This window comes from Methylobacter sp., assembly GCF_030680395.1.
GTDB lineage: Bacteria > Pseudomonadota > Gammaproteobacteria > Methylococcales > Methylomonadaceae > Methylobacter_A.
The window spans coordinates 1-15167 of the sequence record NZ_JAUXVR010000047.1; the positions used below are offsets into that span (position 1 = coordinate 1).

Below are 15167 nucleotides of genomic sequence, written 5' to 3' on the forward strand. Positions count from 1 at the left end.
CTAGTACCCAACTCCCGAAATATATCCGATAACCTATACGAGCAAAGGTTTACCAATATAAGTCCAGCGAAACGGCTTTGCCAAAGTTTCATTGAAGAACTCAATAAAAGCAAGGATACGCTGATTCAAAATTTCAGTTGAAGCAAAACTACCCCGCTTAAGAAGCCGGCGGCTCAGGATGCCGAACCAGATTTCGACCTGGTTGAGCCATGAGCAATGTTTTGGGGTATAAACAAAATGGATACGATGCCCGGTGTCTTGCAAGAACTCTGCGCGGGAGGCCATATTGAGCAGGATACTGGACTTGCCTTTCTCACCCAGTGCGGTTTTTACGCCACAAAGTTCCGCCACGCATTCCACCAGCGAGGCCGATTTATGCGTATTGAGCTGGTCTGCAATAAACACCCATTTTGCGTCAGGGTCGCTAGACACGGTGGCACGGATATGGGCAACAAAGTCCTCTTCTGTCCGCGTATCTCCGATAGTGGGACTGATGACTTTGCCGGTGGCCACCTCAAAGTTGGCGATCAGCGTTTGCGTCCCATGTCGGGCGTACTCGAACTCGTGCAGTTCCAGCTTACCTTTGGACATCGCCTGGTCAGGGTGTATGCGCTCCAGTGCCTGGATGCCGGTTTTTTCGTCAACGCTGACCACATGGACACCGGCTTCGTGCAGTTCCTGTGCTTGGTGATAAAGTTTGCATACAGTTCTAACGTCTTGCCGAAAAGGTAATTATTCAGACCCCCCCTCCTTAAATTAAGGAGAGGGCGCCATCTCGGCAGGGATTGCCGAGATCCAGAAGCCACGGATGGCAAACTACGGACACCTCCCTGTGTTCTGGATTCCGGCAATCCCTGCCGGAATGACGACTAATTTTAAGGAGGGGTCTGAATAATTACTTTTCGACCAAGCCTTATATGGGATTATTCGGTATACCCGTTTACGGTGTCGGCACGATCCAAGTCAGCAAGCTTCTCGATGTCCTCTTTTTGATGCAAATCAACGCCAACACTAACAATAAAACTGGTGACGCCTTCTATATCCATACTTGATGTCACGACCTTTGATCGATGAACGACAATAGTAAACCCGGAAGTTGGGTTAGGTGAAGTCGGTATATAAACAACCAGCATTTCTCCCACCTGGTTGGTAACATAAGCCGGCACCCATAAGCCTTCTTTTGGATATTCGATAAAAACAATTTCTTTAGCCGCGCTTTTTTCCTGATTACCGAATAGATTGACCAGTTTTTTACTGACTCTATAAATCGATCTGATCATTGGTACCCGGTCGATGAGTAACTCTAATTGATGCAATATCCATAGTTTTTCGGATATTGTGACTCTGTAGCCGATATAGGCAATTGCAGTAAAAGAAAGCATAAATGCCAGGACAGTTACCGAGATATTGTTGGAATATCCGTAAATATAAATAATAAAATGCCTTAGGATTGTTTCCAAAAACACCAGAACCTGACTGACAATAACAATTGGAATTACTGCTAAAATGCCGACTATAAAATATTTCAGACTCGATTTAATAAAACTAAGCATGCTTGAACTCCTGATTTAATTAACAATGACAAAAATATTTTGTTCTACCTGTTTTTCTGATTTAGCTGTAAAGGCTTGAGTGGGCCGCTTCAGGTTTCGGCCTATGGTTGCTTTTTGCATGGCATTGATGACTGTAGGATTGGGTGAAAAATATTCTGGCGTGTTCCACTGACTCCATTTGTATTTGATAGTGCTTAAATCATCTGTATCGATATTGGCAACATTGCTGTTTTGCTCTGCCGTGTTGTACATGCCCCAGTTATTGCGGCCCATCACCTTATAAGACCAAGTTGTCCAGTGGCTGCCGGTTTCTGTAAATTGCTGAAGCCCGTAATTCCAGGATTCGGTATTTCCGAACAGCGTGAATTCCCCTATAAAATGCGGTACGTTATATTTTGAACCCCATTCTTGAGCGTCCTGTATCCACCCATCCACAGAATTTTTCATCGCCGTGAAGTCGTCATTGTTTTGCCATTGGTAATAGTGCAAAGAATAGACGACGTTCTCCCAATTTTTCTCTTGGGGATTCGGAAGTGTATTCCACCACCAGATAGCTTCCATAATGATGATATGGTCGGGATCAATCGTTCGGATAGCATGATACAGGCGATCGTAAAGATTAACCACCTCAGACCCCATCGCTCCGGGAAAGGTCTCTGAGGGTTCATTCAGCAGGTCATAACCGGCCACGGCGGCATTGCCTTTAAAACGTGTGGCAAGGGTTTTCCAAAGCTCTACCAGTTGATTCTGATAGCGCGGGGTGGAATAAAGCAGAATGTCGTTTTGCCGGCCTGAATGATGGGCTCCGTTTTGTGAACCCGGTGCGCCATGCAGATCAAGGATGGTGTAGAGCCCATTTTCCAGCGCTTTGTTTACGGTCCATTCAATCCGGGATAAGTCAATGGTGCCTGTATCGTCCAGTCTCCAGTTCCCCTCATCATCCATATGGTTAAGCGCATATATTGGCAAACGGATACAGTTGAGACCGGCTTCGGCGATGTTCCTGAAATCAATTTCTGTGATCCAGGAATCCCAGTAAGTGTTGTATAGATCCCTGACAGCATCTTTACCAAAACGAGCTGTAAGAATATTTCGCGCATCCCACTCATTTGATGCTCCGGCTAATGGCGACATCCATGGTTCGTGCATCCTCCAGCCTCCCAGATTGGTGCCGTAAAGATGAACATCTTTGCCCAGGCCATAATTGTCCCTGATATCCGTTCCGTCCACTTTAAGAAAATCTGAAGCCGAACAACATAAAGGAGACGATATCATCAGCGTCCAGAGTAAAACGGGTATTCTAGGTAAAATTGAGAGAAAAACAGATTTGAGTTTCATAAGGGCACCTCTATTAGTTAGCAGGTAATCATAAGATTATGGGAATAATGGTGTAGCACAATCAATAAAAAAAATTAGAAGCAATATCCCATAAAGAAAAAAACGACCCAGAGCATCCAAGATCACATCGCATTTCAAATACTCGAAGTTCAAGTTCAAGTTTTTAAATTTTTGGCACGTTGATCCTTGATAAATCATCCAGCAGCTTGGCACTGTGCGAAGGTGTCGGGTTCCAGTCGGCCTAAATATCTTCCAACCCTATGCTCTTGCCAGAAGGCATTAATTCGATGTTCAAGTTTTTTAGCTTGACTGAGATGATTGTAACTATTCAGTCCCCCCTCTTTTTCAAAGGGGAAGTGAATATTTACCTTCCCGAAAGCTTTTTTTATACGCGTCATGGCTTTACCAACCGATAACAAAACGGCTTTGATTAGGAAAAGTCCATTTAATTATTGCTGCTATCGCCAAGCTCAATACCATAACTGACGATAAAGTAACCACAGAACCCAGAACTCCGGGAAGAAAATTGAAACGTTCAAAAACTGATAAATAATCAAAGAAATAAAGAATCCATGGATGTATGAAATAAATTGCAAAACTCGCCGACGCTATATATTTAAAAAAAGGTATATCTTTATTCTCAAATTTCTGTATTACAGATAACAGGAAAAAACACATCAGTACTTTTTGGAAAATTATCATATCAATCCCTTCATATGAAAACATGGTTTCTTTATGAAAATTCCCATATTCGTTGTAAATTAAAATCTGTGCTGCTGACATCAAAACAACAGAGAGCCCTAAAATAACACTCTTTCCCTCTATAAACTTAAATACTCGAATTTTTTCTATAGAGCAAATAATCCCCAGCATATAAACAGGAATAAAATAAATCACAGAATGTATGGGCGATAAATTGTGAGCTGAGCGATGAATCAAGCTAGACATGCATAATAAAAAAATAAACAGCCCCACCTGAACCTTTATGGGTAGTTGTATCTGTTTAATGAATAGGGGGGAAAGCGCAAAAATAATCATTATGAAAGGGATATACCAATAAGCATCCAAGATACTTCCCGTCCACCAGTATTGAACGAATAGCCAGATATATTGATACCAACTGTTTGTTTGGTCAGTAATAAAAACTTCTGCATATGGCGGGTGATCCAAATAAAAAACAAAACACGCAACACCAGTCAGAGATAGCAGGGTATATGGCAACAAAACATATTTCACTTTTTTCAATATGAATTGGTTATACTGAAATTTAGGATAAAAAACATGATGGAAAAAGAAGCCGGAAATAAAAACAAAAAAAGTGGTGCCCCCTGTAATTAAGTTAGCAAACACTTTTTCATAAAATGAGTCCATATCCCAATATACATAAGTATGACCGGCAACTATAAATAGTATTGCTAAACCTCTAAAATATTCAAATGACTTTAAATGCATGATTTTTTTACTAACGTGTGTAGCATGCCCGACAATATGCTGCTTTTTTCACGCTCCTGAATTGCGTGACATCGGAGCGTGGAAACAATATAAACCCCGGTAGCGACGTTAAGATTCTGTTCGGGTGATGCCGCAGTGCAGGAACAATTGATAAATAAATACGGCATAAAGTCAGTTTTCCTTCTCGGAGCTTTGGTAGTTAAGCCAGAATCCCCATACAAAAGTGCCGATAACAACCAACACGGCTAAACCGAAGCAGGCTAAAACAAACTGCTCGACATAAGCGACAATAATTGCGCAAGTAAGGAGAAAGAAGCCCAACAGGGTAAATTGCCAGCCGATACGCATGCCATCAAGCATGGTTGCCAATGATAATATTAACAATATCACCAAGCTGGCGCTGATTTCGGATTTGACGATTAGAGATGCCGCACCGACAACGATCAAGGTATGAAACCAGTGCTGCCCTTGCTCTTTGACAATCTTGCCAAAGTCGTTATCGCTGGTTTTGGCTTGCAGCCATGATACAAAAATGGCAAGCGTCCCAAACACCACCACCATGATCATCCAATAGCCATAGCCATCGTGCCGGGAAAAATCAGTAATAACGATACCCAACAACGACAGAATCACCAGCAGGATAAAAACCGTCTCTTCAATACTGAAATGGCGGCGATGTGGACTGGATTGTTCGTCTTGCATATCATTTTCTCGCATGTTTTGGGGTTCTTCTTAAGATGGCTGTTATTGTTGTTTTAATCGCTACTATATGGCGTCGATAATTTTTATAACTGGGTTCTCGGACAGATCCTAGGGAAGCGCTGATTAAATCCTTCGACAGGCTCAGGACGAATGGTAAGTTGTTGATTCCGTTCGTGGTGAGCTTGTCGAACCATGAATGGAATCAACTTGTTCAGAGCTTCCCTAGGGTTCCTGCCAGAACACCGGCTCTGCAAACGAACCTGCCGCCAATAGACCCGATGCCGTCATGGCGCCGAGTTCGGCCTCAATCTCAGCTACCACCAGTTCCAGATGACCCAGTTTGATGTCAGTGCTTGACCGCGAGGAATCCAGCAGTTCCAAAAGTCCTGTTTTCCCTAAGCGGTAGGCGTCTTCGGCCATTTGTTTCAGCATAGGTAAGGGTTCGAGAACGCTATGCTCAAACTTAGAAAGCGTTTTACGACGACTGACTAATACATCTACAGCGCGCTCCAGTTCCTGTTTCGTTGAGGCCAAGAGTAATTCGTGTTTCAGCACAGATGCATGTTTTTCGGCCGACGCTCGCGCCATACCGCCTTGGCCGCGATCAAATATCGGCAAATCCACGGACACGCCGGCGTAAGTGGCATTTCCGTAAGGCCGGTCGGTAAAAGCCGTGCCCAGCATCAGCGAAGGAACCGGCCAACGTTCACGGCGCGCGCGCTCAAGTCCCGAATCGGCGGCAACGGTTTCCCGGCGCGCACTTTCAAGTTCAGGGTTATGATGTTCTGCCTGCAACCATAAGGTGCCGACATCGGCCGACACGCCGATAGGCGCCAATACGCCTTTGGCTTGCGGCTTCCAGTCAGGAAATCCCAATAACACACCCAGTTCGCCGACAACACCGGCATTATCGGTATGCGCGCTTTCCAGCCTCGCTTTCAGACTTTGAACTTCCTGGGTAATGCGCATGACATCGTATCGGCTGGCGGTTCCGGCGCTTTCTTTACCGGCAATAATGTTGTGCAAGCGTTCCAGATCGCGATTAGCTTCTTCCAGCACAGCCACGCGTTGCTGTCCGGCCAGCAATTGTGCGAACAGCCGCCAGGTTTCGCGGATCAGGCGATTGTATTCAGTTTCGACATTGGCTTCGGCGACCTCGACCTGCCGTTCGGCCGCCTCTTTCCGAGCACCGCGTTGACCGGCCAACAGCATCGGTATTTCCACAGTGATATTTTGTTGCGAAGGCCCATCGAATTGGGTATTTCTGCGGCCGCCAGCCTGATCGTAACGGCCATAGCTGACTTTGGGATTGGGCAGCACATCCGCCGCCACGACTTCGGCTTGCGCCGCCTCGATTGGACTGCTTGCCAGTGCATAACGAGGACTTTTTTCCCGGACAATCAGCAATAGCTCACGAATGGTCACTTCCTTGGGCAATGCTTGGTTTTTCGTCTGCTCTTCCGAGAAAGCGGGCGGACTGCTCAACAGCAGCAACATGAGTAGTGCGCTTTTTTTTACGCTCGCACGGTTTATATCAATTTTCAAATCAGGCTTGTTCATTCTTGGGTTTCCGGTAATTCGTCGGCCTCTTCGGGCGTTAACATCTGTTTCGAGGCCACCAGGGTGTAGATAACCGGCAATATGAACATGGCCACCAAAAAGGTGGTCAACATGCCGCCGACGATCACCACCGCGAACGGGCGCTGCGTTTCACTGCCGATGCTGGTGGATAGCGCCATCGGCAACAGGCCCAGTAACGCCAGCAATGAGGCCATCAATACCGGGCGCAAACGCAGTGCCGCGCCTTCCTTGATCGCGACCAACAACTCAAAACCGCTACGGCGCATGTCTTCCGTCGCACTGAGCACCAGCAAGCCCATTAAACAGACTTGGCCCAGCAGGGCGATAAAGCCGATAGCGGCGCTGACCGACAGCGGGATACCGGTCAGTAATAATGCGAACACGCCGCCGGTCATCGCAAACGGCGTCGCGATCAATATCGCCGCCGCGCTACGCGCCGATTGCAGCGCGCTATACAGCAAGCCCAGAACGATCAGCACAGCAATAGGAATCACCACGCCAAGCCGGGCCATCGCGCGTTGCTGGTTTTCGAATTCCCCGCCCCAGAGCAGGAAATGGCCTTCGGGCACGGTGACTTTTTCGGTTACTAATGCCATCGCTTCATGCACAACCGAGCCCAAATCGCGGCCGTCGACGTTGAATTTAAGCGCCATATAGCGGCTGTTGGCTTCGCGTTCAATTGAGGTGCGGCCTTGGGCAATGTCGATAACGGCCAGGTCGCGCAAAGGGATATAGGCGGCCAGTGGGCTGACCACATTGAGATTGCCGGTTTTTTCGATGTCGCCGCGCTCGGTTGCCGGGAGTATCAAGCGAATCGGCACCGGCCGCTCGGCCTGCCACAATTCCGAGACAACCCGTCCGGCCATGCCGATTTCAATAGTGTCTTGCACCGTATCGACATCCAAACCGTTACGGGCAAGGGCGGCGCGGTCCAGTTTGATCTGTAGCTGCGGCACTCGCGATTCGCGGTAAAGATCCAGGTCAATGACGCCGGGAACATCGGCCAGCGCCGATTTGACCTCTTCCAGCGTATCGCGCATTTTTTCAAGATCGGGGCCGTAAATTTTCAGCACCACTTTACCGCGCACGCCGCTGACCGCTTCCTCGACGTTGTCTTTAATCGGTTGCGAAAAGTTGAATCGCACGCCGGGTATTTCTTCCAGCGAGGTGCGCATTGCCTCCACCAGCTTTTCCTTGTCCCAGCCATCGCGCCATTGCTCGTGAGGTTTGAGGTGGGCGAAGGTCTCGCTCATGTTCACGCCTTCGTTGTCCGTGCCGTCCTCGGAACGTCCCTGCTGGCTCAAAACACCGAGCACTTCCGGGTATTGCAGCAGGCGGCGGCGCATGTCCAATAAAATGTCCTGGCCTTTATCCAGCGAAACGCTCGACGGCATTTCGACGAAAACATGAATGTCGCCTTCATCCAGTTCCGGTAAAAATTCGGTGCCTAATTGGCTGCCCGAGATTGCTCCGGCCAGCAGCAATCCACCCGCTAGCGCCAGTGTAATCACACGCAGCCGTAAAGCTCGCTTCAGTAATCCCGAATACCATCCCCTTAATCGCACCAGAAATTTGGGCTCTTCTATCAAGGCATGTTTAGGCTGGATAAAGGTCGCGCACAGCGCCGGAACCAGAAACAACGCAAATACCAAACCGCCGGATAAGGCAAAGCTGTAAGTCATTGCCAATGGACGAAATATCCGCCCCTCAACCCGCTCCAGGGTAAACACCGGGATTAACGCGGCAATGATGATTAACATGGCGAAAAAAGCCGGCTTGGCGACATCGAAAGCGGCATCGGCGATCAAGTGCAGCATTTCCCTTCGCGTTTGCGGCTTGCGATGCGAAGCCTGATGAATGACGTTTTCCATCAGCACCACCGCACCGTCCAGGATAATCCCGAAATCGATCGCCCCCATGGAAATCAGGTTGGCCGGCATTCCCAACTGATAAAGCCCCAGAAATGCGACCAATAAAGACAAAGGAATCACAGTGGCGACAATCAGCGAGCCGCGAATGCTGCGCAAAAACAGCCAAACCACGCCCACTACCAGGAAAAAGCCGTGCAGCAGGTTGTCGAAAACCGTATGCAAGGTGCTGCTGACCAGCTCGGCCCGGTCGAGAAACGGCACGATGCGCATGCCGGCCGGCAGGATGCGCGCATTCAATTCCTCCACCTTGCCATGCAAGGCGTCGAGCACCCGCGACGGATTCTGTCCGCGCCGCAGGAGCACAATGCCTTCAACCACTTCTTTCTGTTCGTCCAGTCCAACACTTCCCCGGCGCGGGGTGTAAGCTTGAACCAAGCGGGCGACATCGCCGACGGTAACCGGCGTTCCCTGCCGGTTTTTCAGCACGATTTTCTTGATGTCCTCGGCTGAGAGCAAATTACCCACGCCGCGCACCACCATCTCCTGGTCGCCGTAACTGAGAAATCCCGCGCCGACATTGCGGTTGGATTTTTCAATAGCCACGCCCACTTCTTCCAGCGTCAAGCCCAGCGATTCGATGCGCGTCGGGTCGATTTCGATATGGATTTCCTTGTAATAGCCGCCGAAAGTCAACACATCGGCGACACCGGGTATCTGCCGTAAGGTTTTCGATACATTCCATTCCATTTCGGAACGCAGTTCATACAGGGAATGCCGGTCGCTGACCAGGGTAAATTTGTAAATTTCGCCCAGCGGCGTGTAATCGGGAGCCAGCACCGGCGTCACTGTTTCCGGCAATTCCGCTCCGGAAATACGCTGGGAGATTTCCGTCCGGGAATGAAAACTGTCGATATGATCTTCAAAAGTGATGGTGATCAGGGACAAACCGAACAGACTCTGGCTGCGCATTTGGATCATATCCGGCGTACCGTTCAGCACCCGCTCCAACGGCACCGTCACTTGCCGTTCGACTTCTTCCGGCGCATAACCGGGCATCAGGCTGATCACGGTGACCTGGGTATTGGTGACGTCCGGATAAGCTTCAATAGGCGTTTCCAAAAAAGCGTGTATGCCGAAAATAGCAATCACCACTACCGTGCTGATAACGGCAAGGCGTCTGTGGACGCAGTGTTCAATCAAAGTTCGCAACATGGCAGCGCCCCTACAACAACATCGCGGCAGCGGAATCGAGCAGCAAAGCGCCCGAGACAACCACCCGGTCGCCTTCGCCAAGCCCCTCAAGCACCGGCACCCGACCCTCTCGCGCCTGTCCGACAGTCACGTTGCGGGGTTCGAACTGTCCTTCCGCCGTTTCCAGATAAACCACTGTTTGTTTTTTGTCCTTAATCAGCACCGCCGTGGTCGGCAACACGATCCGGTTCGGGCCTGCCGCTTCTATCGAGGCCCTGGCAAACATGCCGGGTTTGAGAACCAAATGCGTGTCGTCAAGCTCGATATAAACCGCGCCACGGCGCAGGTCGGTTTGCATGGCCGCACTGACGGCGGCAACGCGACCGGAGACCGGCGCAGGAAAAGCGCTTATTTGTATTGAAGCCTTGGCGCCCTTTTCGATCAGCGCCAAATCATTGTCGAACACATCCGCCACGATCCACAACGCTCCGGGTTCGCCCAGTTCGAACAACACCGCGCCCGCTTCCACAGCCGCACCTATCGAGGCATTGGAGCGCAACACCACGCCGTCAATCGGCGCGCGCAGCACAATAGACTGATCCGCGCCTTCGCCCAACAAGCGCACCGCTTGCACACTGCGCTGATATTCCGCGCGCGCCTGCCGCAGCTGGATATCCGCTTCGGCGCGCTCTATTTCCAGGCCGACGCCGCTTTTTTGCATGACAGCCTGACGCTTGGCATGGTCTTCCGCGCGTTGCAGCTCGGCTTTCGCGCGAGTAATATCCGCGCGCATTTGCGCGGCCTCAGAGCTTTCCAGCGTTGCCAACGCCGTACCGGCCTTAACGCGGTCTCCGACTTGCACATTAATTTTGCCGAGGCGTCCGGCAACGACAGCCCCCGCCGTCGACAGCGCCTTGGCGCGAAACTCCACCCGGGACGGCGCTTGCACCGTTGCGGCGAAAGTTTGCGGACTCACCGTCGCCACCGTAATGTAAGGACGGGACTCCAATGGAATCGAAACGGCTTTTTGTGAACCGGCGGCTGTGGTTGGGGACGGTTTAATGCTTTCCGCCGATGACCGTTTGCGGTCATTCTCCCCAGTGTTGGGCTCTGTACAGCCGTTGAGCAAAAAAACTGAAATGAAAAATAACGCATAGTGACGCATGGGGATGATATTTCTATGTTAAATATTGAAAATAGGGCAACAGCAAATCTTCCATGCTGTAAAGCCCATTGTTTTTGTTCAGAATATGTTTTGCGGCGAACAATGCGCCATTGCCGAACGCTTCCCGTGCGATGGATTCATGTTTCAGGCGCACCGTCTGGTGCGGAAAGCCGAACAATATTTCGTGGACGCCGATAATTCCCCCCGCCCTGATTGTTTTTATGGCGTCTTCCGGCACATCCAGACAATGGGCGATTTTTTTCGCCGTTCCTGACGTTTCGGGTTTGTTTTTAAAATGCTCCTCTATCACTTCAATGTCGGTGTAAGGGGCGATATTTTTTAGAATTTTTGCCGCAATCATCAAAAAATTGATCCCAACCGTGATGTTCGGCGACCATAAAATTTTTGTATTGTTCGATAATTGCTCAAGGTATTGAATTTCTTCAGGTGAATAGCTGGAAATCGCGCTGACAATCGCTATGCCGCGGTTCCCGGCTTCATCGCCATAATATTCAATGCCGTGTTGCGAAGAAAAATCAATGATCACATCGACAGGAAAGCGGTTGAGCAAATCAGCGGCGGTAAATTCATTTTTTGAATAAATAAGGCCCGGCTCGTCGGACAAAACACCGAGATATTCAGCGACAGAGCGGTGTTCAAGATGATTTGTCTTACGAATCACCCATTGCAGATTCACTTCTTTATTTTCAAGTAAAATCGACGCAACCGCTTTACCGGTTTTGCCGAATCCTATTAAACCTACTTTCATGCTTATTCCTTCCGATAACATTGAAATTTTTGACTGTCTGCCTCGCAGGCAAGGTTTCATGACGCTCAAGACCGCGCTGCTCGTTGCAATGTCCATAAGACAGTCAATAACCATGCCAAATTCTCGCTATATGACCATTGCCGTTGCTTAACATATCTCAACGCTATGTTTTAATTGCACAAAATAGTTTAAAAAAGAACACTTGAACGGCAAGCTTGTGTTGTTTTTAACCAATTAGCCAAAAAGATTGTGTTGCTATAAACTACAGGTCTGTAGCAAATCGGAACATATTACTTTTATGCGCATTTCTACCAAGCTCACCCTAGCCTTAACGTCTATTGGCCTGCTGATATTTATCAGCTATGGGCTTTATCATCTCTCGATTGAGCAAAGGGATTTAAGCCGGGTTATCAGTCTGCAAACAAAGCTACTCGGTAAAGGTCTGCAAATCGCTGTTGAAAACGCCATGCGGGATAAGCAATTGGCCGATATTACAGAACTGCTGAATGGGCTTGAGCAAATTGAGCCGGAATTGAAAGTTAGGGTTTATGACGCGCAGGGCAAAGCTTTCCCTGATGCTATCGGCAATTCTTACCCAAGCGATTTTCAGGAACGGCTGCATGCCGCTTTAAAAGACGATGAAGACGATCAGTTTTTTTACCCTGAGGAAACTCCCGAATACATTACCCGGCTTCTGCCTTTACAAAACACAAAGGGGGAAAGGCTTGGCGTTCTGGTATTTGTGCGCGCCCTGCATGAAATGCGCCGCGATCTTGATGTGACCCGGCGTAATCTGGCGATTTCCACCCTTACTTTCATTGTGATTGCCGCACCGCTTTGCACGCTTATCTGTCTGATTTATATCGGCTGGCCCTTGCAACGGCTCACCGATGGCATGAAACAAATACGGGACGGGAATTTCTCCCCGTTACCCCTTATACCCAAAGGGCATAAGTTTCGTTTGAGCAGACAAGCTGCTCAACTCAGCTTTATCAAACACCAGGATGAAATCGGCGTACTGCTGAAGACCTTCAATACCATGGCGGCGGAATTGGCTACCGCCCGGCAAAACCTTAAAGAGGAGGCGCAATCGCGCAGCCAAGTCCAGGCCGCGCTTCAGGAAGCGGACAAACTGATTACCATCGGCCAGTTGTCGGCGGGACTGGCGCATGAAATCGGCTCGCCGTTACAGGTACTGAAAGGCAGGGCCGAGTATCTCATGTTGTGCGCAAGCCAACCCGAAGAAATCATCCGCCACGCACGGATACTGGCCTCGCAAACCGAGCGCATTACCCGTATCGTTCAACAACTGCTGAAATTCACCCAGCGGCGCCCGCCTCGTTTCACCCGTATTGATCTTCGCGACCCCGTGAACGCGGTGCTTAATCTATTGGAATACGAAGCGTATAAAAAGCAGGTCGAACTGAGCTATGAAGCCGCAACAGACCTGCCCCCGATCCTTGCGGATAGCGACGGCATCCAGCAAATTGTCTTAAACCTGGTCACAAACGCCTTAGCCGCAACCGGCGCGGGCGGCCGGATTGTTGTTGCCGTCGAACCCTATCCCGCCCGCAGCGAAACTATCGAAGCGATACAGCTCACTGTCCGGGATGACGGCTACGGCATGTCCGAAGAAACACTAAAACACCTGTTCGACCCGTTTTTTACCACCCGCCAAGAACAAGGCGGCGTCGGGCTTGGACTCGCCGCCGCCCGAAGTATTGTTATCGCGCACCGCGGCAGTATTAAAGCCGAAAGCGCGCTTGGGCAAGGCAGCACCTTTACCATCATTTTGCCCATGGAGAACTCCGATCATGACTTTGACCAATCAAGCAATGCAAAAAAATAAACAGCTACTGGTCATTGATGACGATGCCGGCGTTGTCGAATACTTGACCGAAATGCTCGCGGTCAGCGGTTATGGCGCAAGCGGCGAAACCGATCCACAACACGCGTTGCAGCGCCTGGAAACCGAGCATTTCGATCTGGTGATCAGCGATGTGGAAATGCCCGGCATGCGCGGCCCGGACTTGATGGCGGCCATTCATGCCCGGAAGCCGGGGCAATTGATTCTATTGATCACAGCCTTCGGCAGTATTGATCTCGGTGTGCGCAGCTTACAGACGGGAGCTTGCGGCTTTTTAACCAAGCCGTTTTCTTTAAACGATTTGACAGCCGCTATTGAACGGGCTATTAGAGATCGGCAAATGCACCGAGAGGTTGTTCGTGTTGCCAGGGATAACCAAGATGCCATCCCTCACGGGCTGGTTGCGGAAAGCCCCAATATGCAAAAAATCATGCAACTTGCCGGCCGTGCGGCCCAGATCAACTCACCGGTACTGCTGACCGGCGAAAGCGGTGCCGGCAAAGGGGCATTGGCACGCTTTATTCATGAACATAGCCGACGCGCTAAAGGCCCGTTTCTACAAATCAACTGTGCCGCATTGCCGTTTTCTTTGGTGGAAAGCGAGTTGTTTGGCGTGCGCAAAGGCGCTTATACCGATGCCCGCGAACATCGCCCGGGATTGTTTGTTGAAGCTGAAGGCGGCACTCTGTTCCTGGACGAAATTGCGGAAATGCCGTTGGCGACTCAACCCAAACTGCTGCAAGCATTGGAGACAGGCACGGTGAGACCTGTTGGAGCCGGCAGCGAAATTAGCACCGATGTCCGCATTATTGCCGCGACTAACCAGCCTATCGAAAAAGCCTTACAAAACGGTTTGATACGCCCAGACCTTTACTATCGGCTAAACGTGATTCGTTTGGAAATTCCCCCCTTAAGAGAACGCCTGCCCGACCTGGAGTTTCTGGTGGATCATTTATTGCAAAATGCCCAAACAAAACTGCAACGGCAAATCCGGGGGATATCCGCTGAAGCCATGAGATGGATTCGGGCTTACCCGTGGCCGGGTAATGTGCGCGAATTGGCTAATACACTGGAGAGAGCGGTCGCTTTGACCGAGCACGACACGATCCTGCTGGAAGATTTGGCTCAGGCAACCCAGCTACCGACTATTAAAGACAATCTTTTAAGCGATGCAGCAACACAGTCGATGACCTTGGCGGAATTGGAAATCGCCTATATCCGCCGCATTCTGGAAATAACCCAAGACAACAAGGCGCAAGCGGCTAAGATTTTGGGTATTGATCGAGGCACACTTTATCGAAAGTTAGAGGACTAAATAAAAGCTATTTGGAACTCTATTACGTCATTCCAACGAGCTAACAGGTATAGTTAAAGCCGCCCGCCAGGTTCCGGATAATGGTTATGATCGGATACGTCCCTGTATCTTTGCCCGAATCACTCGGACTTTGCTCAGTGTTGTATCCCTATGCGTTCCAAGTCGGCGAGCTTTTCAAGATCCTCTTTTTGAGTCAAATCTACTCCGACGCTGACTATAAAGCTGGTAACGGCTTCAATATCCATGTTCGATTTTACGACCTTTGATTGGTGCACAATAATGGTAAATCCGGAAGTGGGGTTTGGCGAAGTAGGCACATAGACAACCAGCATTTCGCCTACTTTATTGGTGACATAAGCCGGC

Annotated in this window: 11 protein-coding genes and 1 pseudogene; 2 read left to right on the top strand and 10 right to left on the bottom strand. The window is 49.6% G+C overall.

Annotated elements, in window-relative coordinates; translation table 11 throughout:
- Nucleotides 1–33 precede the first annotated feature (33 nt).
- The 9 genes from Q8L79_RS19585 to Q8L79_RS19625 all read right to left on the bottom strand — a co-directional run bounded on the left by Q8L79_RS19585 (nt 34) and on the right by Q8L79_RS19625 (nt 11622).
- On the bottom strand, nt 34–654 hold the full coding sequence (locus Q8L79_RS19585) for a transposase (protein WP_305274382.1): 621 nt from the start codon (nt 652–654) through the stop codon (nt 34–36).
- 269 nt (nt 655–923) lie between these two features.
- Nucleotides 924–1553 carry a DUF502 domain-containing protein gene (locus tag Q8L79_RS19590; protein ID WP_305274383.1) on the bottom strand — a complete coding sequence of 210 codons (630 nt, stop codon included), beginning with the start codon at nt 1551–1553 and terminating at the stop codon, nt 924–926.
- Nucleotides 1554–1568: 15 nt separating this feature from the next.
- Complete coding sequence (locus Q8L79_RS19595) at nt 1569–2891, bottom strand: glycoside hydrolase family 5 protein (RefSeq protein WP_305274384.1); 1323 nt, start codon at nt 2889–2891, stop codon at nt 1569–1571.
- A gap of 402 nt (nt 2892–3293) precedes the next feature.
- On the bottom strand, nt 3294–4343 hold the full coding sequence (locus tag Q8L79_RS19600) for an acyltransferase (RefSeq protein WP_305274385.1): 1050 nt from the start codon (nt 4341–4343) through the stop codon (nt 3294–3296).
- A 171-nt stretch (nt 4344–4514) separates the two neighbouring features.
- Entirely contained in the window at nt 4515–5060 is a 546-nt protein-coding gene (locus tag Q8L79_RS19605; RefSeq protein WP_305274386.1) for a hypothetical protein, read from the bottom strand.
- Nucleotides 5061–5267: 207 nt separating this feature from the next.
- Nucleotides 5268–6605, bottom strand: a complete 1338-nt coding sequence (locus tag Q8L79_RS19610) for a TolC family protein (RefSeq protein ID WP_305274387.1) — start codon at nt 6603–6605, stop codon at nt 5268–5270.
- A complete protein-coding gene (locus Q8L79_RS19615) occupies nt 6602–9709 on the bottom strand; it encodes an efflux RND transporter permease subunit (protein WP_305274388.1) in 3108 nt (1035 codons plus the stop codon). The genes Q8L79_RS19610 and Q8L79_RS19615 overlap by 4 nt, the downstream gene beginning before the upstream one ends.
- Nucleotides 9710–9719: 10 nt before the next feature.
- Nucleotides 9720–10853, bottom strand: coding sequence for an efflux RND transporter periplasmic adaptor subunit (locus Q8L79_RS19620; protein WP_305274389.1), 1134 nt, complete (start codon nt 10851–10853; stop codon nt 9720–9722).
- Nucleotides 10854–10866: 13 nt separating this feature from the next.
- Nucleotides 10867–11622, bottom strand: coding sequence for a 4-hydroxy-tetrahydrodipicolinate reductase (locus Q8L79_RS19625; RefSeq protein ID WP_305274390.1), 756 nt, complete (start codon nt 11620–11622; stop codon nt 10867–10869).
- Between the two features lie 298 nt (nt 11623–11920).
- On the opposite strand from Q8L79_RS19625, the gene Q8L79_RS19630 reads away from it, so the two are divergent.
- Together Q8L79_RS19630 and Q8L79_RS19635 are read left to right on the top strand one after the other, a co-directional pair.
- Nucleotides 11921–13471, top strand: a complete 1551-nt coding sequence (locus tag Q8L79_RS19630) for an ATP-binding protein (protein WP_305274391.1) — start codon at nt 11921–11923, stop codon at nt 13469–13471.
- A complete protein-coding gene (locus Q8L79_RS19635; RefSeq protein WP_305274392.1) occupies nt 13437–14804 on the top strand; it encodes a sigma-54 dependent transcriptional regulator in 1368 nt (455 codons plus the stop codon). The genes Q8L79_RS19630 and Q8L79_RS19635 overlap by 35 nt, the downstream gene beginning before the upstream one ends.
- A 134-nt stretch (nt 14805–14938) precedes the next feature.
- Here the strand turns inward: Q8L79_RS19635 and Q8L79_RS19640 are convergent.
- Nucleotides 14939–15167 (bottom strand): annotated as a pseudogene (locus Q8L79_RS19640) (hypothetical protein); the annotation flags it as partial.

What these genes read in the sequence shown, in the direction of transcription:
- Q8L79_RS19590 (WP_305274383.1), bottom strand. Translation starts at nt 1,553, where the DNA reads ATGCTTAGTTTTATTAAATCGAGTCTGAAATATTTTATAGTCGGCATT.
- Q8L79_RS19595 (WP_305274384.1), bottom strand. Translation starts at nt 2,891, where the DNA reads ATGAAACTCAAATCTGTTTTTCTCTCAATTTTACCTAGAATACCCGTT.
- Q8L79_RS19600 (WP_305274385.1), bottom strand. Translation starts at nt 4,343, where the DNA reads ATGCATTTAAAGTCATTTGAATATTTTAGAGGTTTAGCAATACTATTT.
- Q8L79_RS19605 (WP_305274386.1), bottom strand. Translation starts at nt 5,060, where the DNA reads ATGCGAGAAAATGATATGCAAGACGAACAATCCAGTCCACATCGCCGC.
- Q8L79_RS19610 (WP_305274387.1), bottom strand. Translation starts at nt 6,605, where the DNA reads ATGAACAAGCCTGATTTGAAAATTGATATAAACCGTGCGAGCGTAAAA.
- Q8L79_RS19615 (WP_305274388.1), bottom strand. Translation starts at nt 9,709, where the DNA reads ATGTTGCGAACTTTGATTGAACACTGCGTCCACAGACGCCTTGCCGTT.
- Q8L79_RS19620 (WP_305274389.1), bottom strand. Translation starts at nt 10,853, where the DNA reads ATGCGTCACTATGCGTTATTTTTCATTTCAGTTTTTTTGCTCAACGGC.
- Q8L79_RS19625 (WP_305274390.1), bottom strand. Translation starts at nt 11,622, where the DNA reads ATGAAAGTAGGTTTAATAGGATTCGGCAAAACCGGTAAAGCGGTTGCG.
- Q8L79_RS19630 (WP_305274391.1), top strand. Translation starts at nt 11,921, where the DNA reads ATGCGCATTTCTACCAAGCTCACCCTAGCCTTAACGTCTATTGGCCTG.
- Q8L79_RS19635 (WP_305274392.1), top strand. Translation starts at nt 13,437, where the DNA reads ATGACTTTGACCAATCAAGCAATGCAAAAAAATAAACAGCTACTGGTC.